This is a genomic window from Bacteroides gallinarum DSM 18171 = JCM 13658, from assembly GCF_000374365.1.
In the GTDB taxonomy this organism is placed as follows: domain Bacteria; phylum Bacteroidota; class Bacteroidia; order Bacteroidales; family Bacteroidaceae; genus Bacteroides; species Bacteroides gallinarum.
In genome coordinates, this window is sequence record NZ_KB894134.1 from 52,938 (window position 1) to 74,566 (window position 21,629).

19 protein-coding genes and 4 tRNA genes are annotated in these 21,629 nt (G+C 48.7%); 4 read left to right on the forward strand and 19 right to left on the reverse strand.

Features of this window, described 5'->3' with window-relative positions; translation table 11 throughout:
* Positions 1-93: 93 nt before the first annotated feature.
* From rpoB to rpsU, 15 genes are all read right to left on the reverse strand, one after another.
* Complete coding sequence (gene rpoB / locus C233_RS0112390; RefSeq protein WP_018667896.1) at positions 94-3,906, reverse strand: DNA-directed RNA polymerase subunit beta; 3,813 nt, start codon at positions 3,904-3,906, stop codon at positions 94-96.
* A gap of 105 nt (positions 3,907-4,011) precedes the next feature.
* On the reverse strand, positions 4,012-4,389 hold the full coding sequence (gene rplL, locus C233_RS0112400) for a 50S ribosomal protein L7/L12 (RefSeq protein ID WP_004291279.1): 378 nt from the start codon (positions 4,387-4,389) through the stop codon (positions 4,012-4,014).
* A gap of 59 nt (positions 4,390-4,448) precedes the next feature.
* Positions 4,449-4,970, reverse strand: coding sequence for a 50S ribosomal protein L10 (gene rplJ, locus C233_RS0112405; protein WP_018667897.1), 522 nt, complete (start codon positions 4,968-4,970; stop codon positions 4,449-4,451).
* 15 nt (positions 4,971-4,985) lie between these two features.
* A complete protein-coding gene (gene rplA, locus C233_RS0112410) occupies positions 4,986-5,684 on the reverse strand; it encodes a 50S ribosomal protein L1 (RefSeq protein ID WP_005656564.1) in 699 nt (232 codons plus the stop codon).
* A 15-nt stretch (positions 5,685-5,699) separates the two neighbouring features.
* A complete protein-coding gene (gene rplK, locus C233_RS0112415; protein WP_018667898.1) occupies positions 5,700-6,143 on the reverse strand; it encodes a 50S ribosomal protein L11 in 444 nt (147 codons plus the stop codon).
* Positions 6,144-6,200: 57 nt separating this feature from the next.
* Complete coding sequence (nusG, locus tag C233_RS0112420) at positions 6,201-6,743, reverse strand: transcription termination/antitermination protein NusG (RefSeq protein ID WP_004291287.1); 543 nt, start codon at positions 6,741-6,743, stop codon at positions 6,201-6,203.
* A gap of 12 nt (positions 6,744-6,755) precedes the next feature.
* Positions 6,756-6,944 (reverse strand): preprotein translocase subunit SecE, encoded by a 189-nt coding sequence (secE, locus tag C233_RS23675; RefSeq protein WP_081626120.1) that lies wholly within the window; start codon positions 6,942-6,944, stop codon positions 6,756-6,758.
* Positions 6,945-6,958: 14 nt separating this feature from the next.
* A tRNA-Trp gene (locus C233_RS0112425) sits at positions 6,959-7,031 on the reverse strand.
* Positions 7,032-7,086: 55 nt separating this feature from the next.
* Complete coding sequence (tuf, locus tag C233_RS0112430; RefSeq protein WP_018667899.1) at positions 7,087-8,271, reverse strand: elongation factor Tu; 1,185 nt, start codon at positions 8,269-8,271, stop codon at positions 7,087-7,089.
* 50 nt (positions 8,272-8,321) lie between these two features.
* Positions 8,322-8,393 (reverse strand) — tRNA-Thr (locus C233_RS0112435).
* A gap of 17 nt (positions 8,394-8,410) precedes the next feature.
* Positions 8,411-8,493 (reverse strand) — tRNA-Tyr (locus tag C233_RS0112440).
* 77 nt (positions 8,494-8,570) lie between these two features.
* Positions 8,571-8,644: transfer RNA gene (locus C233_RS0112445), tRNA-Thr, on the reverse strand.
* Between the two features lie 93 nt (positions 8,645-8,737).
* On the reverse strand, positions 8,738-9,037 hold the full coding sequence (gene hpf / locus C233_RS0112450) for a ribosome hibernation-promoting factor, HPF/YfiA family (protein ID WP_018667900.1): 300 nt from the start codon (positions 9,035-9,037) through the stop codon (positions 8,738-8,740).
* Between the two features lie 16 nt (positions 9,038-9,053).
* Complete coding sequence (gene xerA, locus C233_RS0112455) at positions 9,054-9,938, reverse strand: site-specific tyrosine recombinase/integron integrase (protein WP_018667901.1); 885 nt, start codon at positions 9,936-9,938, stop codon at positions 9,054-9,056.
* A 70-nt stretch (positions 9,939-10,008) separates the two neighbouring features.
* Complete coding sequence (gene rpsU, locus C233_RS0112460; RefSeq protein WP_018667902.1) at positions 10,009-10,200, reverse strand: 30S ribosomal protein S21; 192 nt, start codon at positions 10,198-10,200, stop codon at positions 10,009-10,011.
* Between the two features lie 268 nt (positions 10,201-10,468).
* Here rpsU and C233_RS0112465 point away from each other — a divergent pair, with 268 nt between their 5' ends.
* On the forward strand, positions 10,469-12,250 hold the full coding sequence (locus C233_RS0112465) for an aminopeptidase P family protein (protein ID WP_025068785.1): 1,782 nt from the start codon (positions 10,469-10,471) through the stop codon (positions 12,248-12,250).
* A 22-nt stretch (positions 12,251-12,272) separates the two neighbouring features.
* On the forward strand, positions 12,273-12,788 hold the full coding sequence (locus tag C233_RS0112470; RefSeq protein ID WP_018667904.1) for a gamma carbonic anhydrase family protein: 516 nt from the start codon (positions 12,273-12,275) through the stop codon (positions 12,786-12,788).
* 125 nt (positions 12,789-12,913) lie between these two features.
* On the opposite strand, the gene C233_RS0112475 is transcribed toward C233_RS0112470, so the two are convergent.
* On the reverse strand, positions 12,914-14,134 hold the full coding sequence (locus C233_RS0112475; RefSeq protein WP_018667905.1) for a 3-deoxy-D-manno-octulosonic acid transferase: 1,221 nt from the start codon (positions 14,132-14,134) through the stop codon (positions 12,914-12,916).
* An 18-nt stretch (positions 14,135-14,152) separates the two neighbouring features.
* Positions 14,153-15,679 carry a glutamate--tRNA ligase gene (gltX, locus tag C233_RS0112480; RefSeq protein WP_018667906.1) on the reverse strand — a complete coding sequence of 509 codons (1,527 nt, stop codon included), beginning with the start codon at positions 15,677-15,679 and terminating at the stop codon, positions 14,153-14,155.
* Between the two features lie 97 nt (positions 15,680-15,776).
* On the opposite strand from gltX, the gene C233_RS0112485 reads away from it, so the two are divergent.
* Together C233_RS0112485 and C233_RS0112490 are read left to right on the forward strand one after the other, a co-directional pair.
* Positions 15,777-17,840, forward strand: coding sequence for an HD family phosphohydrolase (locus C233_RS0112485; protein WP_018667907.1), 2,064 nt, complete (start codon positions 15,777-15,779; stop codon positions 17,838-17,840).
* A 4-nt stretch (positions 17,841-17,844) separates the two neighbouring features.
* On the forward strand, positions 17,845-18,612 hold the full coding sequence (locus tag C233_RS0112490; RefSeq protein WP_018667908.1) for a hypothetical protein: 768 nt from the start codon (positions 17,845-17,847) through the stop codon (positions 18,610-18,612).
* 13 nt (positions 18,613-18,625) lie between these two features.
* On the opposite strand, the gene C233_RS0112495 is transcribed toward C233_RS0112490, so the two are convergent.
* On the reverse strand, positions 18,626-19,099 hold the full coding sequence (locus tag C233_RS0112495) for a low molecular weight protein-tyrosine-phosphatase (protein ID WP_018667909.1): 474 nt from the start codon (positions 19,097-19,099) through the stop codon (positions 18,626-18,628).
* Between the two features lie 45 nt (positions 19,100-19,144).
* Positions 19,145-21,607 (reverse strand): replication restart helicase PriA, encoded by a 2,463-nt coding sequence (priA, locus tag C233_RS0112500; RefSeq protein WP_018667910.1) that lies wholly within the window; start codon positions 21,605-21,607, stop codon positions 19,145-19,147.
* Between the last annotated feature and the right edge of the window lie 22 nt (positions 21,608-21,629).

The following is a 21,629-nucleotide window of genomic DNA, read 5'->3' on the forward strand; positions in this document are numbered from 1 at the left end:
ATTGAGAATTAAAAATTGAAAAATAAATGTTGATAAGTCGAGAACCGGGAGCCGAGAAACAATATGTTCCGACCCCGATTCTCAAATTTCAATTTATTCTAAGTTGATGCTCAAGCCCAAACCTCTCAACTCATGCAGCAATACGTTCAGCGACTCAGGAATACCCGGAGCAGGCATCGGCTCACCTTTGACAATTGCCTCGTAAGCCTTGGAACGTCCCACAACATCATCAGACTTGATAGTCAGAATCTCCTGCAGAATGTGTGCAGCGCCGAATGCTTCCAGCGCCCAAACCTCCATTTCTCCGAAACGCTGGCCACCGAACTGCGCCTTACCGCCCAACGGCTGCTGCGTAATAAGCGAGTACGGGCCGATAGAACGTGCGTGCATCTTATCCTCAACCATGTGGCCGAGTTTCAACATATATGTCACACCTACCGTAGCCTGCTGCTCGAACGCCTCGCCAGTACCGCCGTCGTACAAAGTAGTCTTGCCATAACGGGGCAGACCGGCTTTATCAGTCCATTCGTTCAAATCGTCCAGTGTAGCGCCGTCGAAGATAGGAGTGGCGAATTTGACACCCAGTTTCTTTCCGGCACGTCCCAAAACCGCCTCGAATATCTGGCCGATGTTCATACGCGAAGGCACACCCAACGGATTCAATACGATATCTACCGGAGTACCGTCTGCAAGGAACGGCATATCCTCCTGGCGTACCACGCGGGAAACGATACCTTTGTTACCGTGACGGCCGGCCATTTTATCACCGACACCGATTTTACGTTTCTTGGCGATGTAAACCTTAGCCATTTGAATGATACCTGCAGGCAGCTCGTCACCGATAGTGATAGCGAACTTCTTGCGCTTCAACTCCGCATCGAGTTCTTTATATTTCTTGATAAAGTTCATCACCAACGCACGAATCAGCCCGTTGGTATGTTCATCTTTCGTCCAGTTGCTCAACTGAATGGCGGTAAAGTCCATATCGCTAAAATCCGAAGCGGAGAACTTGGCGCCCTTACTGATAACCTCGGCTCCCATATAATCCTTCACACCCTCGGATGTGTAGCTCTCTGTGAGCTTCAAAAGCTTGTTCACCAGTATTTTCTTCAAATCGGCTACCTTACCGTCGAATTCATCATCAATTTTCGGCAGCAATGCTTTGTCTGCCAACTTGGAACTGCGTGTCTTGATAACGCGCGAGAACAAACGCTTGCCGATAATCACACCTTTCAAGGAAGGCGACGCTTTCAAAGAAGCATCCTTCACATCGCCGGCCTTGTCGCCGAAGATAGCACGAAGCAATTTCTCTTCCGGAGAAGGGTCGGACTCCCCTTTCGGAGTAATCTTACCGATTAGGATATCGCCCGGTTCGATACGGGCACCCACACGAACGATACCGTTCTCATCCAAGTCTTTGGTAGCCTCCTCGCTTACGTTAGGAATATCGGAAGTCAACTCCTCCATACCGCGTTTCGTTTCACGGACCTCCAAAGAATATTCTTCCACATGGACGGAAGTCAGAAGGTCTTCGCGAACCACACGTTCATTCAATACGATAGCGTCCTCATAGTTATATCCCTTCCAAGGCATATAAGCCACCAGCAAGTTCTTACCCAAGGCAAGCTCGCCCTGCTCGGTAGAATAACCCTCGGTAAGAATCTGTCCTTTCGTTACACGTTGGCCTTTTTCGCAAATAGGACGAAGGTCGATTGTCATGTTCTGGTTGGTACGACGCCACTTAGGAATAGTATATTCTTTCAGTGCAGGCTCGAAACTTACGAACTCCTCCTCCTCCGTACGGTCGTACAGAATACGGATAGTCGTAGCATCCACGAAATCGACTACACCTTCACCCTCCGCAGTAATCTGCGTACGGGAATCGCGTGCAAGCTGGCGTTCGATACCTGTACCTACAATCGGAGCTTCGCTCTTCAGCAAAGGAACCGCCTGGCGCATCATGTTCGACCCCATCAATGCACGGTTGGCATCATCATGCTCCAGGAACGGAATCAAAGATGCCGCAATAGAAGCAATCTGCTGGGGAGACACGTCCATTAATTCAACCTCGTCGGGAGCTACGACCGGATAGTCAGCATCCTGGCGGGATTTTACCCTGTCGCGGACGAAAGTACCGTCATCGTTCAGAGGCGCATTACCCTGGGCGATAATCTTTCCTTCTTCCTCCTCGGCGGTAAGGTAAACCAGCCCCTCGTCCGAAAGGTCCACCTTGCCGTTAGCCACCTTGCGGTACGGAGTCTCGATGAAACCGAGCTCGTTAATCTTGGCGAATACGCAAAGCGAAGAAATCAAACCGATATTCGGACCTTCCGGAGTCTCGATAGGACAAAGACGGCCGTAGTGAGTATAGTGTACGTCACGCACCTCGAAACCGGCACGTTCACGCGACAGACCGCCGGGACCCAGAGCAGACATACGGCGCTTGTGGGTAATCTCGGCAAGCGGGTTGGTCTGGTCCATGAACTGGGACAAGGCATTCGTTCCGAAGAATGAATTGATTACGGAAGAAATAGTCTTGGCATTAATCAAGTCAATCGGCGTAAACACCTCATTGTCACGGACATTCATACGCTCGCGAATAGTACGCGACATACGAGCCAAACCGATAGCGAACTGATTGGACAACTGCTCGCCTACCGTACGTACGCGGCGGTTGCTCAAGTGGTCGATATCATCGACATCCGCTTTCGAGTTAATCAGCTCAATCAGATATTTGATAATCTCGATAATATCCTCTTTAGTAAGAACCCGGATATCCATGTCCGTCGTCAGGTTCAACTTCTTGTTGATACGGTAACGGCCTACATCGCCCAGGTCATATCTCTTTTCCGAGAAGAACAGATTGTTGATAACCTCGCGTGCACTGGCATCATCGGCCGGGTCTGCATTACGCAACTGACGGTAGATGTAAAGCACCGCTTCTTTTTCCGAGTTACTCGGGTCCTTCTGCAGCGTGTTATATATGATAGAGTAGTCAGACTGGTTCGGTTCTTCCTTGTGTACGAGGATGTTCTGAACGCCCGACTCTAATATGATATCCACATGTTCCGGCTCGATTATGGTTTCGCGGTCGATAACGACTTCGTTACGCTCGATAGAAACCACCTCACCGGTATCTTCGTCTACAAAATCCTCAATCCATGTTTTCAATACACGTGCCGCCAACTTACGTCCCACAATCTTCTTGAGGTTCGTCTTGTTCACCTTCACGTCTTCCGCCAAGTTGAAGATTTCGAGGATGTCCTTGTCATTCTCAAAACCGATAGCCCTCAACAAAGTGGTAACCGGCAATTTCTTCTTACGGTCGATATAAGCGTACATGACATTGTTGATGTCGGTAGCAAACTCAATCCAAGACCCCTTGAACGGGATGATACGGGCAGAGTACAACTTAGTACCGTTGGCATGCACGCTTTGACCGAAGAATACACCCGGTGAACGGTGAAGCTGTGATACGACAACACGTTCCGCACCGTTAATGACGAACGTAGCTTTATCCGTCATATAAGGAATCGGACCCAGGAATACATCCTGGATAACCGTATCAAAATCTTCGTGGTCGGGGTCGGTACAATATAATTTTAATTTTGCCTTTAAGGGAACACTATAAGTAAGCCCTCGCTCTATACATTCGTCTATGGTATAACGCGGCGGATCAATATAGTAGTCCAAAAACTCAAGAACAAAATTATTTCTTGTATCGGCAATGGGGAAGTTTTCAGCAAATACTTTATACAGTCCCTCGTTCTTACGTTTCTCGGGCGGGGTATCCAGTTGTAAAAAGTCTTTGAATGACTTCAATTGTACTTCCAGGAAATCCGGATATTCCAGCGGATTCTTAGTCGAAGCAAAATTAACTCTTTGATTTACAGTATTTGAAGACATCTGTTAATGGATTTGTAGAACTTAATTTTAAATATATACACAAAAAGGTAAAGAACCCTTTTCACGAAGGGTTCCTTACCGAATTACCTGATTTACAGGCTAATGTTATTTAAGTTCAACTTCAGCTCCAGCTTCTTCCAATGTTTTCTTCAATGATTCTGCTTCGTCTTTAGCCAAACCTTCTTTTACTACGCTAGGAGCACCGTCTACCATGTCTTTAGCTTCCTTCAAACCAAGACCGCAAGCTTCCTTAACGGCTTTAACCACTTGAAGTTTAGCTGAGCCAGCGCTCTTCAATACTACATCGAAAGAAGTTTTTTCTTCAGCGGCAGCAGCACCACCAGCTGCGGGACCGGCAGCAACAGCAACAGCTGCAGCAGCAGGTTCAATACCGTATTCTTCTTTCAGGATAGTTGCAAGTTCATTAACTTCTTTTACTGTCAAGTTAACTAATTGTTCTGCAAAAGCTTTCAAATCTGCCATTTTTGTATGAATTTAATTGTTTAATTACTAAATAAATTGATGTTTTTTTGTTTCCGAAGTTACGCTTCGGGACGTTCACCGAGAGTCTTGAGAACTCCGTGAATGGTGTTACCACCTGATTGCAGAGCAGAAATAACGTTCTTGGCCGGCGATTGCAGCAAGGCAACGATTTCAGCAATAACTTCATTTTTACTCTTGATACTTACGAGAGCATCCAACTGGTCAGCACCAACATAGAAGCTTTCTTCCGCATATGCAGCCTTCAATCCGGGAATACCGTTCTTAGCTTTATCTTTCAGCAGTTTAGCAGGTGCGTTCGCCGTGTTGCAAAACATTACAGCCGTCGTACCTTTCAAGCAACCATAAAGCGGAGAATAATCCTCTTCCAGGCTTTCCAATGCCTTATGAAGCAATGTATTCTTAACCACCATCAATTTGATGTCGGCCTTGTAACACAAAGCTCTCAACGCGCTCGTATCGGCAGCGTTCATAGCAGTAGTATCAACCAGGTAGAAGTGACCGTATTCCTTAACTGTAGCAGCAATCTGCTCAATAATCGTACTTTTATCTTCCTTTCTCATTATTACTCCGTTTTATTAGATTTCTTCTACAGATTTCGGGTCAATCTTGATACCCGCACTCATCGTGCTAGAAAGATAAATACTCTTGATATATGTACCCTTGGCTGCGGTCGGTTTCAATTTATTCAAAGTAGAGATGAATTCTTTCGCATTGTCGCGAATTTGGTCAGCACTAAATGAAACTTTACCGATAGAAGTATGAACGATACCGCTCTTATCGACCTTGAAGTCGATTTTACCTTGTTTTACTTCTTTTACAGCTTTAGCAACATCCATAGTTACAGTGCCACTCTTGGGGTTCGGCATCAATCCACGAGGACCGAGTACACGACCGAGTGCACCAATCTTACCCATGATAGACGGCATAGTGATGATTACATCAATATCAGTCCATCCACCTTTGATCTTTTCAATATATTCGTCAAGACCAACATAGTCAGCTCCGGCTTCTTTTGCAGCAGCTTCAGCATCCGGTGTACAAAGCACCAAAACGCGTGTTACCTTACCAGTACCGTGAGGAAGTGATACGACACCTCTCACCATCTGGTTGGCTTTACGCGGGTCAACGCCCAAACGTACGTCAATATCCAGAGAAGCATCGAACTTGGTAAAAGTAATTTCCTTTACCAGCTGAGCAGCTTCTTTGAGAGAGTATGCTTTCCCTGCTTCAATTTTTTCTGCAGCCAACTTTTGATTTTTTGTCAGTTTACTCATTCTAATTGAAGTTTATTAGTTATTAACCGGGAACTCCCCTTTTACAGCGATACCCATACTACGAGCCGTACCGGCAACCATTTTCATGGCAGCTTCCACAGTGAAACAGTTCAAGTCAACCATCTTGTCCTGAGCAATCGTACGAACCTGTTCCCAAGTAATCTCGGCAACTTTCTTACGGTTAGGCTCAGCAGAACCACTCTTTACCTTAGCTATTTCAAGCAATTGAATAGCAACGGGAGGAGTCTTGATTACAAAATCGAAAGACTTATCTGCGTAGTAAGTGATAATCACAGGAAGAATTTTTCCTGCTTTGTCTTGGGTTCTGGCGTTGAATTGCTTGCAAAACTCCATGATGTTGATTCCCTTGGAACCCAAAGCAGGTCCAACGGGAGGTGATGGATTTGCCGCGCCTCCTTTAATCTGTAATTTGATTAGTCCAGCAACTTCTTTAGCCATTTTTTAATTGATTTATATATAAACATTAATAAAGAATACCACAGCGTAACACCTGCACTATTCTTTTTCTACTTGCATAAAGCCCAACTCGAGCGGAGTTTTCCGTCCGAATATCTTTACCATGACCTTCAGTTTCTTCTTCTCGGTGTTCACCTCTTCGATGATTCCACTGAATCCGCTGAACGGACCGTAATTCACTTTCACAGTTTCACCGACTACATACGGGATGTTCAGTTCTTCACCGGCATCCTGCAATTCGTCCACTGTACCAAGTATGCGATTCACTTCCGACTGTCTCAGAGGAACAGGCTTTTCCGACCCACCCAAGAATCCTATCACATTAGGAGTATTTCTCAGATGATGAGCAACCTCACCCACCAGAGCAGCCTCCACCAAAACGTAACCAGGGAGATAACTTCTCTCTTTCACAATCTTTTTACCATTGCGAACCTGATATACCTTTTCGGTAGGAATCAATACCTGAGATACATAATCACCAAGGTCGCTGTTTTTAATATCAGCTTCAAGGTACTCCTTTACCTTAGCTTCTTTTCCGCTAATAGCACGCAGAACGTACCATTTCTTTTCAATCTCAGACATTTCTCCTTCTTTTTAATGTGGATAAACAAATTCCATTAAATGTTGGAAACAGAAGTCCATCGCAAATACTACCAGCGCAATAAGCAGGGAAGCATATAAAACAACTACTGCACTGCTAGTAAGTTCAGAATACGTAGGCCACGACACTTTATGAACAAGTTCGTCGTAAGTTTCTTTAAAATAAGCTACTATCTTCTTCATTTTAAAAATATTAGCACGGGAGGAGAGGCTCGAACTCCCGACACCCGGTTTTGGAGACCGGTGCTCTACCAACTGAGCTACTCCCGTGTGAACATAATCAGTTCCCGGTAATAACTACTGGGAACTGATTAAGATATGGTTATTAGTCGATGATTTCAGTAATCTGACCAGAACCTACTGTACGACCGCCTTCACGGATAGCGAAACGCAGACCTACGTTCAATGCTACCGGGTAAATCAGTTCTACAGTGATTTCTACGTTATCGCCAGGCATTACCATTTCAGTTCCTTCCGGAAGAGTGATTTCACCTGTACAGTCCATAGTACGCAGATAGAACTGAGGACGGTATTTGTTGTGGAACGGAGTGTGACGGCCACCTTCTTCTTTCTTCAAGACATAGATAGAAGCCTTGAATTTAGAGTGAGGCTTAATCTGACCCGGCTTACAAAGAACCATACCGCGTTTGATTTCGTTCTTGTCGATACCGCGGAGCAGCAAACCTACGTTGTCACCAGCTTCGCCCTGGTCTAACAGTTTACGGAACATTTCAACGCCGGTTACAACGGACTTCTTGTCTTCACCCAAACCGAGGATTTCAACTTCGTCGCCTACATGGATAACACCGGCTTCGATACGACCAGTAGCAACAGTACCACGACCAGTGATTGAGAATACGTCTTCAACCGGCATCAGGAACGGTTTGTCGATATCGCGCGGAGGCAACGGAATCCAAGTATCGCAAGCATCCATCAGCTCCATAACCTTATTTTCCCATTTTTCAACACCGTTCAATGCGCCAAGAGCAGAACCTTGAATGAAAGGAGTGTTGTCGCCATCGAATTCGTAAGCTGAAAGCAGTTCACGCATTTCCATTTCAACGAGTTCCAACATTTCAGGGTCGTCTACCATATCGCACTTGTTCATAAATACAACCAGTCTGGGAACGTTTACCTGACGAGCCAGCAGGATGTGCTCGCGAGTCTGAGGCATCGGACCGTCGGTTGCAGCAACTACGATGATAGCACCGTCCATCTGGGCAGCACCCGTTACCATGTTCTTAACGTAGTCGGCGTGACCCGGACAGTCTACGTGAGCGTAGTGACGGTTAGCAGTTTCATACTCAACGTGTGAAGTATTGATAGTAATACCTCTTTCCTTTTCTTCGGGAGCGTTGTCAATCTGGTCGAAAGATTTCATTTCAGAAAGACCCTTCTTTGCCAACACGGTAGTGATAGCAGCTGTCAACGTGGTTTTACCGTGGTCAACGTGACCAATTGTACCAATGTTTACGTGCGGTTTGGTACGTTCGAATTTCTCTTTAGCCATAGCTTTACTTGTTATTTATTTGATTAATAATCAGCTTTTACATCTTTATGAGCTGTTACCGGGACTTGAACCCGGGACCTCTTCCTTACCAAGGAAGTGCTCTACCGCTGAGCTATAACAGCAGGGAAAAATCGGAATGTGGGCAAAGATGGATTCGAACCACCGAAGGCGTAAGCCAGCAGATTTACAGTCTGCCCCATTTGGCCACTCTGGTATTTGCCCGATATAATAAAATTCTTTCCCTCCCTCGTTGAAATTCCTGCGAAAACTTATTTTCCGAGGCATTTCGCTTTCTTTCGAGCCTCTTGTCGGATTCGAACCAACGACCCCGAGATTACAAATCACGTGCTCTGGCCAACTGAGCTAAAGAGGCAAGCTTAAAAAATGCAACCGTAACGTTCTATCGCGAGCGAAACGGCTGCAAATTTAGGCATTTATTTTTTACCCGCAAAATTTTAGCGGAAATTTATTTGCTCCGTTGTTTTTCCTTGTACTTAACCAGCTGTTTTTCCAACGCCTCCAAACAAAGGTCTACCGCCTCTTCAAAGGTATCGCAAACTTTGTTTGCATAAAACTCGTTGTTGGGAACGAGCACCTTCACTCCGGCTTCTTTATTTTCGGCTGTCTCCGGTTTAACTACCTTTAATGACACCTCTACTTTCTCTATATCGTCGTAAAATTTCTCCAACTTGGCAGCTTTTTTCTGAATAAAAGCCTGCAACTGCTCTGACGCATCAAAGTGAATCGATTGAATTCTAACTATCATACTGACCTCCTTTTCTTTAGGCCCGAGGGTGAGCCTGATTATACACTTTTTTAAGCTCCTCAAAAGTAGTATGCGTATAAACTTCCGTAGTCGCCAGGCTTTCGTGTCCGAGCAGCTCTTTTATCGAGCCCAAATCCGCACCGTTATTCAGCATAGCCGTTGCAAAGGTATGCCTCAAGACATGGGGACTCCTTTTTTTTACAGTTACTACCTTCGAAAGGTTTCGTTTCACAATATATGCTACGATACCGCGGTTAAGCCTCTCTCCGTTCTTTCGGATGAAAAATGCATCCGACCGTACCGGAAACGCCTCGTTCCGCACCTTGACATACTCTTGTATGGAACACCTTAACTCCTCGTCGAAAGGTATCAGACGTTGTTTGTTCCGCTTTCCTGTCACTTTAATGAGGGAAGCCGAAAAATCAATATCCTCATCATCCAACCCTATCAATTCCGAAAGCCGCATGCCGGTCGCATAGAACATTTCGATAATCATACGGTCGCGACACCCTTCGAACCCCTCTCCGAAGTCTATATCATCCAGCAGCCTATTCACCTCACCTTCCCTGAGAAAAACCGGAAGCGGTTTCTTTTTCTTCGGTCCCGTTACCTTCTGCAACGGGTCTGTAGCCACCTCTCCTCTCCGTAAAAGGTACTTATAATAAGTCCGGATAGAACTCAACTTTCGATTTATCGTACTGGAGGCACACCCCCTGTCCATTAAGGAAGCTATCCATTCACGGACAAGTTCCGCATCCACATCCGACGGAGTCAAATCTCCCAACAGCTCCTCACCGAATTCCTGCAACTCGAGAATATCCGCCCGGTAGTATTTCACAGTACCTTCGGAATAATTCCGCTCATACAAGAGATAGTCGAGAAAAGAATCTGTCAACAGCATATCGTCGCATCTAAATCATGCAACGAATGTATGAAAAAGAATCCAATAATTCAAAGGAATTTACGAATTATTAATCTTCTACTTGCTGAAGTTGCTGAACGTAAACTGCACGCTCTTTCTTAAGTCTTTTAATCACAGACGGTTTGTCGAACTGCTGTCTGCTTCTCAACTCTTTAACGATACCAGTCTTTTCGAATTTTCTTTTAAATTTCTTCAGCGCTTTCTCAATGTTTTCGCCTTCTTTTACAGGTACTACAATCATTTTTTTGTTTTTAGAATTTTAATGGTTTATAAAATCTCACGTTCAAATTGAGCGGCAAAATTACACATACTTTCTTTATTCACAAAACTTTCGGCAAAAAAATCTATTATTCAGGCACAAAACTCCCGTTCTTCCTGCCGGCAGTTATAGAAACCGTCCGTACGAAGCAAAAGTTTTGCCATACCCGTACGGATAAAACAGCAAAATTTACTCCATAATCGAAGTAAAGTAAGTATCTTTGAAAGCGCTTACCAATACCTTATACAGTATGAACCCTACAATAAACGAACGTATTGCCGCCCTACGGGCGTACATCGCCTCAAAGGACATACAGGCATTCATCATCCCCAGTACCGACCCGCACCTGAGCGAATATGTGGCCTCCCACTGGCAGTCGCGGGAATGGATTTCAGGCTTCACCGGTTCAGCCGGCACGGTAGTCGTTACGGCCGGAGAAGCCGGTTTATGGACAGACTCCCGCTACTTCCTGCAGGCAGCCCGGCAGATAGAAGGTACAGACATCGTATTATACAAGGAAATGTTACCCGGAACGCCGGACATCCCGGCCTTCCTGAACTCGCGTTTGCAGGAAGGCGACACCGTGGGCATAGACGGCAAAATGTTCTCTGCCGCAGCAGTGGAACACCTGCAGAAAGAGCTGGACAAAAGCCGCATTCATGTTAAAAGTATTGCCGACCCCATGCAACTGCTATGGAGCGACCGCCCTGCAATGCCGTCGGAACCGGCATACGTTTACGACACGAAGTATGCCGGCAAGAGTTTCGCAGAAAAGCTGGCTGCCGTCCGGAAAGAAATGAAAGCGGCAGGTGCGGAAGCCCTATTGCTGCCGGCGCTGGACGAGATAGCATGGCTACTCAACATCCGGGGAAACGATGTGCATTGCAACCCGGTTGCGGTGAGCTACCTGCTGGTCGAAAAACAGGGAGTACACTATTTTATCCAACCCCGGAAAGTCACAGCCGGGCTGGCTTCCTACCTCAACGCCAACGACATCTCGGTGCACGCATATGAAGAAATAGAAGATTACCTCCGCAACCTTACCTCCCGAAACATCCTGGTAAATCCTGCAAAAACGAATTACGCCATTTATTCGGCAATCCGTCCCGGATGCCGGATAATAGAAGGCGCCTCGCCGGTAACTCTGCTGAAAGCCGTCCGGAACGAACAGGAGATAGCGGGGCTTCATGCCGCCATGCAGAGAGACGGCGTAGCACTGGTCAAATTCCTGAAATGGCTGGAAGAAGCAGTACCCGCCGGCAGGGAAACGGAAATCAGCATAGACAGGAAACTGCACGCATTCCGTGCCGAACAGCCGCTCTACATGGGAGAAAGTTTCGATACGATTGCCGGCTACAAGGCACACGGAGCCATTGTGCACTACGAGGCTACCCCCGAAACGGATGCGGCATTGAAGCCGGAAGGCTTCCTGCTGCTGGACTCCGGTGCGCAATACCTGGACGGAACGACCGACATAACCCGCACTATCGCCCTCGGTAATCTGACGGAAGAAGAAAAGACGGATTACACGCTCATCCTGAAAGGACACATCGCCCTGGCAACCGCCGTATTTCCCGAAGGAACCCGCGGAGCGCAACTGGACGTACTGGCACGCATGCCGATATGGAAACGGCACATGAACTACCTGCACGGAACCGGGCACGGAGTAGGGCATTTCCTCAATGTACACGAAGGGCCGCAAAGCATCCGCATGAACGAGAATCCCATTGCCTTGCAGCCGGGCATGGTTACCTCCAACGAACCGGGAGTCTACAAAGCCGGCAGCCACGGTATACGTACCGAAAACCTGATGCTGACCATTGCCGCAGGCGAAGGGATGTTCGGCAATTACCTGAAGTTCGAGACGCTGACCCTTTGCCCTATCTGCCGGAAAGGCATTATCAAAGAGATGCTGACAGCAGAAGAAACCGGGTGGCTGAACGAATACCACCGTACGGTATATGAAAAACTGTCGCCGTACCTGGACAACGACGAGAAAGAATGGCTGAAAGAGGCATGCAAAGCAATTTAGTAATCATTAACCGCAAAACGAAATGGCATTAATAAAATCAGTAAGAGGATTCACTCCTGAAATCGGAGAAAACTGTTTCCTGGCAGACAACGCAGTTGTCATCGGAGATGTAAAAATGGGACGGGACTGTAGTATCTGGTTCAGTACCGTATTACGCGGGGATGTGAACTCTATCCGCATCGGGGACGGAGTAAACATCCAGGACGGGAGCGTGCTGCACACCTTATACGAGAAATCCACAATCGAAATAGGAGACCATGTATCCGTGGGGCATAACGTAACCATTCACGGCGCCACAATCAAGGATTATGCACTCGTAGGAATGGGCTCCACCATTCTGGACCATGCCGTAGTGGGCGAAGGCGCTATCGTTGCCGCCGGTTCGCTGGTACTCAGCAATACGGTGATAGAACCGGGAAGCATCTGGGGCGGCGTACCTGCCAAATTCATCAAGAAGGTAAATCCGGAACAGGCCAAGGAACTGAACCAGAAGATTGCGCACAACTACCTGATGTACTCCGATTGGTATAAGGAATAACGCGGTTCAGCCGTTTACTAAAACTCCGCCGACGATTTAGTAAATCGTCGGCGGAGTTTTAGTAAATCGTCCTCAAAGATTTACTATACTGTTCCGAAGCATGAAAAAGGGAGTAAAGGCAGGAGTCAAAAATTTATCATCCCCAACACCTTATCCGTTGCCCCCGCATGGCTGGTAACATAAAAACCGGCATTCGCTCCCGCCTCGTGCAAGAAGGCCTCATCTTCCAGCATACAGTCGAGCAATGCTTTCAGCTCCTCGTAGCTTTTGATAGAGAAACCGCCTTTCGCCTCCAAGAGCTGGATAGCCTCCTGGAATTTTTGGTATTTCGGACCGAAGATTACGGGAATGCCATATACGGCAGCTTCCAGCGTATTATGAATTCCTACCCCGAATCCACCGCCTACATAGGCAATCTCCCCATAGCGGTAGATAGAGGAAAGCAGACCGAAACAGTCTATAATCAGGCAATCCGCCTTGCGGACATTCTTTTCGTCGGCACGGGTGTAGCGCACATACGGGCGCTTCAACTTGCGGATAATCTCCACCAAATGGTTTTCGTCGATTACGTGCGGGGCAATTATCAGCTTTACCTCGGGATGCCGGTTGAAGTATTCGATAAACAAATCTTCGTCGGGTTGCCAGGAGCTTCCGGCAACAAAGGTCGTAGTGCCGTTCTTGAACAGTTCCACCAAAGGCAGGTCTTTCGCCTCTTCCCTGATTTGGAGCACACGGTCGAAGCGCGTATCGCCCACCACGGTTACCCGGTTGATGCCGATTTTCGACAGATACCGCTTGGAACGCTCATTCTGCACAAATATATGGTCGAAGTTGCGCAGCACGTTCCTGTACGTACCGCCGTACCATTTAAAGAAAACCTGCCCGCGGCGGAAAATGGAAGATACGCTATAAACGGGGATACGGCGTTTGTGCAGCTCGTCCAGGTAATTCTTCCAAAATTCGTACTTGATGAAGAACGCCATGCAGGGATTTACCAAATCGAGGAATTTCTTCACGTTGCGCGGCTTGTCGAAAGGCAGGTAGCACACGATATCCGCCCCCCGGTAATTCTTACGCACCTCGTAGCCCGACGGCGAAAAGAATGTAAGCAAAATACGATAATCGGGATATTTGGCACGGATTTTCTCTATCAGCGGCCGTCCCTGCTCAAACTCGCCCAAAGACGCCGCATGAAACCAGATATAGCGTACATCCTTCTCCAACTGTTGCCGGAGCAGCTCGTACACTACCCAGTGTCCTTTCATCATCTTACGCGGTTTACGGCTGAAGGGGGCAGCCAGATGCACCACAATATCGTAAATTATTATCGCTAAATTATAAAGCATACTTTTCTCCGGCTCAACTTATTTCAGGACATCTATGGCGCGCTGTATGCGGGCCAGCGTTTCTTCCTTGCCCAGCAATGCGGTAATATCGAACATATGCGGGCCTTTGCACTCGCCCACCACCGCCAGGCGGAAAGCATTCATCACATTGCCCATATGGTATCCTTTCTCCGCAATCCAGCCGATTACTATATCCTCGGACGGTTTCGACGAGAAATCTTCTATGCCGCGGAGTACCTCTATCAGCTCTGTCATGATGCGCGGGGTATCTTCCGACCAGCGCTTCTTCACGTCTTTCTCGGCATACCGGAGGGGGGCGACGAAGAAGAAACGTGCCTGCTCCCACAGCTCCTTTACGAAATTGACGCGTCCCTTCACCAACGAAACCGCCGCAGTAAGGAATGCGTCGCTATATGCGTCCGGGTCGATGCCATTCTCCCTCAACACGGGTTTGAAAAGCTTTGCAAGCTCCCCGTCCGATTTTTGCAGGATATATTCGTGATTGAACCATACACCTTTCTTATAGTCGAACTTAGCACCCGACTTACTGCAATGGCTCAGGTTGAACAGTTTTATAAGCTCGTCCATGGACATCAGCTCCTGGTCGTTGCCCGGATTCCAGCCCAGCAAGGCAAGGAAGTTGATAACGGCTTCGGGCAGATACCCCGATTCGCGATAACCGGAAGAAACCTCGCCCGTCTTGGGGTCGTGCCATTCCAGCGGAAACACCGGGAAACCGAGACGGTCGCCGTCGCGCTTACTGAGCTTGCCGTTGCCTTCGGGTTTCAGCAACAACGGCAGGTGTGCGAAGGCCGGCATCGTATCTTCCCAACCGAAAGCGCGGTACAGCAGTACATGCAACGGAGCGGAAGGCAACCATTCCTCGCCGCGGATAACGTGGGAAACTTCCATTAAATGGTCGTCCACGATATTTGCCAGGTGGTAGGTGGGCAGTTCGTCCGCCGATTTATAAAGTACCTTATCGTCGAGAATAGACGAGTTTATCACTACTTCGCCACGAATCAGGTCGTTTACATGCACATCTTCGTCCGGCTCTATCTTGAAGCGGACTACATACTGCCTGCCCTCGGCAATCAACGCATCCACCTCTTCTTTGGGAAGGGTCAGCGAGTTACGCATCTGCATACGCGTAGAGGCATCGTACTGGAAATTGGCAATCTCCGCACGCTTGGCGTCCAGCTCTTCCGGGGTATCGAAAGCGATATAGGCTTTACCGGCATCCAGCAGCACCTGCACATACTTCTTGTATATTTCACGGCGTTCGGACTGGCGGTACGGGCCATGCTCTCCGCCGAAACTCACCCCTTCGTCGAAAGGAATGCCCAGCCACTTGAAAGATTCCAGTATGTATTCTTCCGCTCCCGGCACAAACCGGTTAGAATCAGTATCTTCAATGCGGAAAATCAAATCCCCCCCATGTTGGCGGGCAAAGAGATAATTATATAATGCAGTACGCACACCGCCGATGTGCAACGCCCCCGTAGGACTCGGGGCAAAACGGACTCTGACTTTTCTTTCTGTCATAATCTATCTTACTTATGAATAAATTAGACGGCAAAATTAAACCTTTTTTTCCATACTATTGTTTTTTTTTGTACTTTTCGCAAAAATTTCAACCGATATGAGCTATTTCAAGGAGAAAAACAAAAAGTTCTCGTTCAGGGATTTGATATATAAGGCACTCATTTTCATAGGAACCGTCGGCATCATCGTTTACTTCCTGCCGAGGGACGGTAAGTTCAACTACCAGTTCGACATCGACAAACCCTGGAAGTACGGGCAGCTAATGGCGACTTTCGACTTTCCTATCTACAAAGACGACCGGGTCGTAAAAAAAGAGCAGGATAGTATCCTCGCCTCTTTCCAACCCTATTTCCAACTGGACAAGAGTGCGGAGAAGCAGGCTATCAAGAAGCTGAAAGATGATTACCAGGCGCATCTGCGGGGTGTCTTGCCTTCTACCGACTACGTCCGCCACATTGAAAAAATACTCTCCGAGGTATACCGGGCGGGTATCCTCTCTACCGAGGCGCTTGCCCGGCTGCGCAAGGACAGCACGGCCGCTATCATGGTGATAAACGACAAACTCGCCAACCAGCAGAGCGTCGGCAAGCTCTATTCCGTAAAGCAGGCATACGCCTATCTGCTTACGGCCGACACCGCACACTACCAGCCGAACATACTCCGGCAGTGCTCCCTCAACGAATATCTCTCTCCCAACCTTACCTACGACGCCCAGCGGACGGAAACTGCCATGAAAGAGGCTCTCGACAACTACTCGTGGGCAAACGGTATCGTGCTGAGCGGGCAGAAAATCATCGACCGCGGCGAGATAGTAGACCAGGAGACATACAATATCCTCGAGAGCCTGCGCAAAGAGTCTATCCAGCGCAGCGAGTCTATCGGGCAGAAACGGCTGATGCTGGCAGGGCAGGTATTGTACGTCAGTATCTTCATGCTCTGCTTCATGCTCTACCTCGACCTTTTCCGCAAGGAGTACTATAACCGCAAGGGCAGCCTTTCGCTGCTTTTCGCCCTTATCATGTTTTACTGTGTGGTAACGGCGGTCATGGTGGCAAACAACATATTCAACGTTTACATCATCCCTTATGCCATGCTGCCCGTCATTATCCGCGTGTTCCTGGACTCGCGGACGGCTTTCCTCACCCAAGTCGTCACGATACTTATTTGCTCTATCTGCCTGCGCTACCCGCACGAGTTCATCCTGTTGCAACTCACGGCGGGGCTGGCTGCAATATTCAGCTTGCGCGAACTGTCGCAGCGCTCGCAACTGTTCCGTACCGCCATTTTAGTAATCCTGACTTATGCGGCCGTGTACTTCGCTTTCGAGCTGATTACGGAGAACGACCTGTCGAAGCTGAACGGCAGCATGTACACCTACTTCGTGATAAACGGCGTGCTGCTGCTCTTTACCTACCCGCTGCTTTTCCTGGTAGAAAAGACTTTCGGCTTTACGTCGAACGTTACACTGGTAGAATTGTCCAACATCAACAATAACTTGCTGCGACGCATGTCGGAAACCGTACCGGGTACGTTCCAGCACTCCATGCAGGTAGCCAACCTTGCCGCCGAAGCCGCCAACCGCATCGGCGCAAAGAGCCAGTTGGTGCGTACGGGGGCTTTATACCATGACATCGGTAAAATGGAGAACCCGGTATTCTTTACCGAGAACCAGTCGGGCGGCGTCAATCCGCACAAGAACCTCAACTACGAGCAGAGTGCACAGGTCGTTATCAGCCACGTAACGGACGGCCTGAAACTGGCGGAGAAGAATAACCTGCCTAAAGTAATCAAAGATTTCATCACCACCCACCACGGGCGCGGAAAGACGAAATATTTCTATATATCATGGAAGAACGAGCACCCCGGTGAGGAGCCCGACGACGAGCTATTTACATATCCCGGTCCCAATCCGTTTACCAAAGAGCAGGCTATCCTGATGATGGCGGACTCCGTAGAAGCGGCATCGCGCAGCCTGCCCGAATATACGGAGGAGAGTATCAGCAACCTGGTAGACAAGATTATCGACTCGCAGGTAGAAGAGGGCTATTTCAAAGAATGCCCCATTACCTTCAAGGATATAGCAACGGTAAAAGCCGTATTCAAAGAAAAGCTGAAAACGATTTACCATACCCGCATCAGTTATCCGGAACTTAAAAAATAAACCTATGGAAGTAAGCGCCAAAGAACGACAAAGAGCAGAAAACCTGTTGCAAAGCCAACGGGTTCAGTTGCACCGGATTGAAAGTTTCAGTTTCATGGAACGGTATCGCCGTACATCGCACAAAGACACCCCGGCAGAAAAAGGCGAATACGGCCCGGGGATATTCGTCTTTCATCTGAAAGAGAAACAGGACAAAGTGCTGTATTTGCCTCCTTTCAGGCATCCGTCGTCGCTCGTCCGCTTCCTGGTATCCCAGGGTATATCTTTCGCCAACTATGTACCGCGGGAACGAAGTGCGGACACCCTGCCGGCAGAAACCTACCGGCGTCCCTCGCTGTATATGTTCTGGTTCTTCATACTGTTCTTCATGTTCCTGATACTGGGGTACTATGCTATCAGCAGCGATGTATGGTGGGGATTTATCCCGGCTATCCTGTCGTTCGGCCTGAGTCTTTTCTTTATCTGCATGCTCATGACACGGTTCTGTTACCTGGAGCTGGACAACGAGGCGCTCACCGTACACAGCGTAGGCAGGACAATCCGCTATCCTTATGCGGATTTGCGGAAAGTGAACTTCGACTTCGCCCGTGAGCAGGCATTCACGCATGTCATGGAACTGCTCGACAAGGACTACCGTTACCGTCTTTTCTACATCGGCAGGGTTTCAAGGAAAAAGCTGAACGAAATCGCCGGGCGGCTGCAACAGGCCGGAGTAGACGCAATGTGCAGCCTCAACGACAACAAGCGTTTTTACCAGGACGGGAAATATTAGGGGAGAACGGTTGTTAGCCAACTGCTTCAAGCAACCCGGCGCAGGCATCCTCCAATATATCGAGTACATATTCAAACCCTTCGGAACCGCCATAATAAGGGTCGGGAACATGGTCGGCATGGGTGAACTTCGTGCAGTATTCCGTCATACGGTGTATCTTTTTCCATTCTGCGACAGAAGGGGCACGGTCTTTCAAATCGTCGATATTACGGTCGTCCATTCCGATAATCATGTCGAATTTATAGAAGTCGTCCGTGCATACCGGGCGCGAACGGTGCGTCAGGTCGTAACCGCGGCGGGCGGCATGGGCGCGCATCCTGCTGTCGGGCAGTTCTCCCTGGTGATAGGACAGAATACCTGCCGAATCGATGACGAACTCATCCTCGCGTCCGGCCTGTTCTACCAAATGCCTCATCACTCCTTCCGCCGAAGAAGAGCGGCAGATATTACCGAGGCAGACAAACAAAATTTTTTTCTTATCTTTCATGCTGAATACGGGTTAAGCGGTTTTCAATCTTTAAATCCCGACGTATCACATCGGGTCTACATCATAATACACTATCAGCGACTTGAAGCGGTCTTCCATAACCATTTCCTTCTGTATCTGCAACAACAGTTCACGGACACGCGCCATAGGGGCTTTCGTCTCAATCTTCACCACGATTTTACGGATGAATAAAGTCTGCACACGCGCCACTGGCGGTTTGTCCGGCCCCAGTACCCGGTTGCCGAAGACGGCACGCAACTTGCCCGCCATAGCCTGCGCCATTAAATCGAGCAAGGATTCGTTACGGTTCTTCAGGTACACGTACACCAGGCGATAATAGGGAGGATAGTGGAACATCTGCCGCTCGGCAAGCTGCCCGTCCACCATGCCTTCATAGTCGTTGGCAATTACCTGGGGGATAATAGGGTGGTCGATGCTCTTGGTTTGCAGCACTACCCTGCCCCGGCGGTTCTTCCGGCCTGCACGTCCCGCCACTTGTGCCATAAGTTGGAAGGCACGCTCATAGGCGCGGAAATCCGGATAATTCAGCATCGTATCGGCATTGAGAATTCCCACCACACTCACATGGTCGAAATCCAGTCCCTTGGAAACCATTTGCGTGCCGATAAGAATATCCGTCTTTCCCCGCTCAAAGTCTGCAATGATACGTTCATAGGCAGCACGTGTGCGGGTAGTGTCCAAATCCATACGGGCAACAGCCGCCTCGGGAAACAGGAGTTTGATATCGTCCTCTATCTTTTCCGTGCCGAAACCGCGATTGCGCAAGTCCGTCCCTTCGCAAGCCGGGCAACTCCGGGGCAGTTGATAAGTGTATCCGCAATAGTGGCACGTCAACTGGTTAAGCCCTTTGTGGTATGTCAGGCTGACGTCGCAGTTCTTGCACTTGGGAACCCACCCGCACGTATGACACTCTATCATCGGAGCGAACCCCCGGCGGTTCTGGAACAAGATAACCTGCTCTTTCTGCTCCAACGCTTCGCGGATATACTGCAACAGCAAGGGAGAGAACGTGCCGTTCATCCGCTTCTTGCGCTGCAACTCCTTGATGTCTACCGGAATAATCTCCGGCAACTGTATCTCTTTGTATCTTTCTTTCAGTTCCACCAGCCCGTACTTGCCCGAAGTGGCGTTGTACCAGGTTTCTATGGACGGCGTCGCCGTGCCCAGCAGGGTCTTGGCACCATACAACGCAGCCAGGACAATGGCGGCATTACGTGCATGATAGCGGGGAGCAGGCTCCTGTTGTTTATAGGTATTTTCATGTTCCTCGTCTACGATAATCAGCCCCAGGTTACGGAAAGGCAGGAATACAGAAGAGCGTACCCCCAGGATGATGTCATATCCGCTGTCCGAAAGTTGCTTCTGCCAGATTTCCACCCGCTCGGCATCTGGAAACTTGGAATGATAAATACCGAGGCGCGAACCGAATACCCGTTGCAGGCGTTCGGTGATTTGCGTAGTCAGAGCTATCTCCGGCAGCAGGTACAACACCTGCTTTCCCTGCCGTACTGCTTCTTCTATCAGATGAATATAAATCTCCGTCTTTCCGCTGGAGGTGACCCCATGCAGCAAACAGACGTTTTTATCACGGAAACTTTCTACAATTCCGTCGTATGCCCGCTGCTGATGTTCGTTCAAGGGATTCAAAGGGAGCGTTTCTCCGGCAGAAGCGGTATTCAGCCTGCCGATTTCCTGCTGGTAAACCTCAAAGACGCCCCGTTCCACCAGCCTGTTGAACACGGCAGGGGTAGCGGACGCCCGCTGCAACAGTTCTTTCTTCACGACCTCCTTCGGCGTCTTTCCCAGGCAGCCGGAAAGTTCTATGTACTTCATCAACAAGTCCAGTTGCTTGGGAGCACGGCGTTGCAGTTCATCGAAGAAGAAGTGCAGGCGGCGTTCATTGCCTGCCGCCTCCGTAAGCCGCACACGGGTTTCCGTCTTGGGCTTATAAGTGCGTTTCAATTCTTCTTTTACGAAAATAGCCTCTTTGTCGAGCAGGGATTTTATCACGGACAAGATATTCTTGACTCCGCTCTCTTTCTCCAGTTTCGTCACGCATTGTTCCGGCTCTGCAGAGAGCAAGTCCAGTATTTTCCGTTCCCTTTCTGGCAGTTGCACCGCCGATTCGAAGTCGGGATTGTACTCCACGATTGTTTCGCTCTCCAGTTTCAGGCCGGAAGGAAGGGCTGCCTTATAGACATCGCCCTGCGTACAGAGATAATAGTCCGCCAGCCATTCCCAGAATTTAAACTGCCCGGGCAGCAGGATAGGATGCGCATCCAGCAAGGCGCTCACCTCCTTCACCTCATATTCGGTCGGCGCAGAATAGTGTATGTTCCGCACAATGGCCGTATAGTACTTCTTCCGCCCGAAAGGCACTACCACCCGGCAGCCAATCTGTACATCCCCGGCTATGTCTTCCGGCAACGAGTACGTAAAGCTGCTATGTAGAGGGAGGGGCAATATGACATCGACAAACTTTTCCATTACGGCGGCAAAGATAACGTAA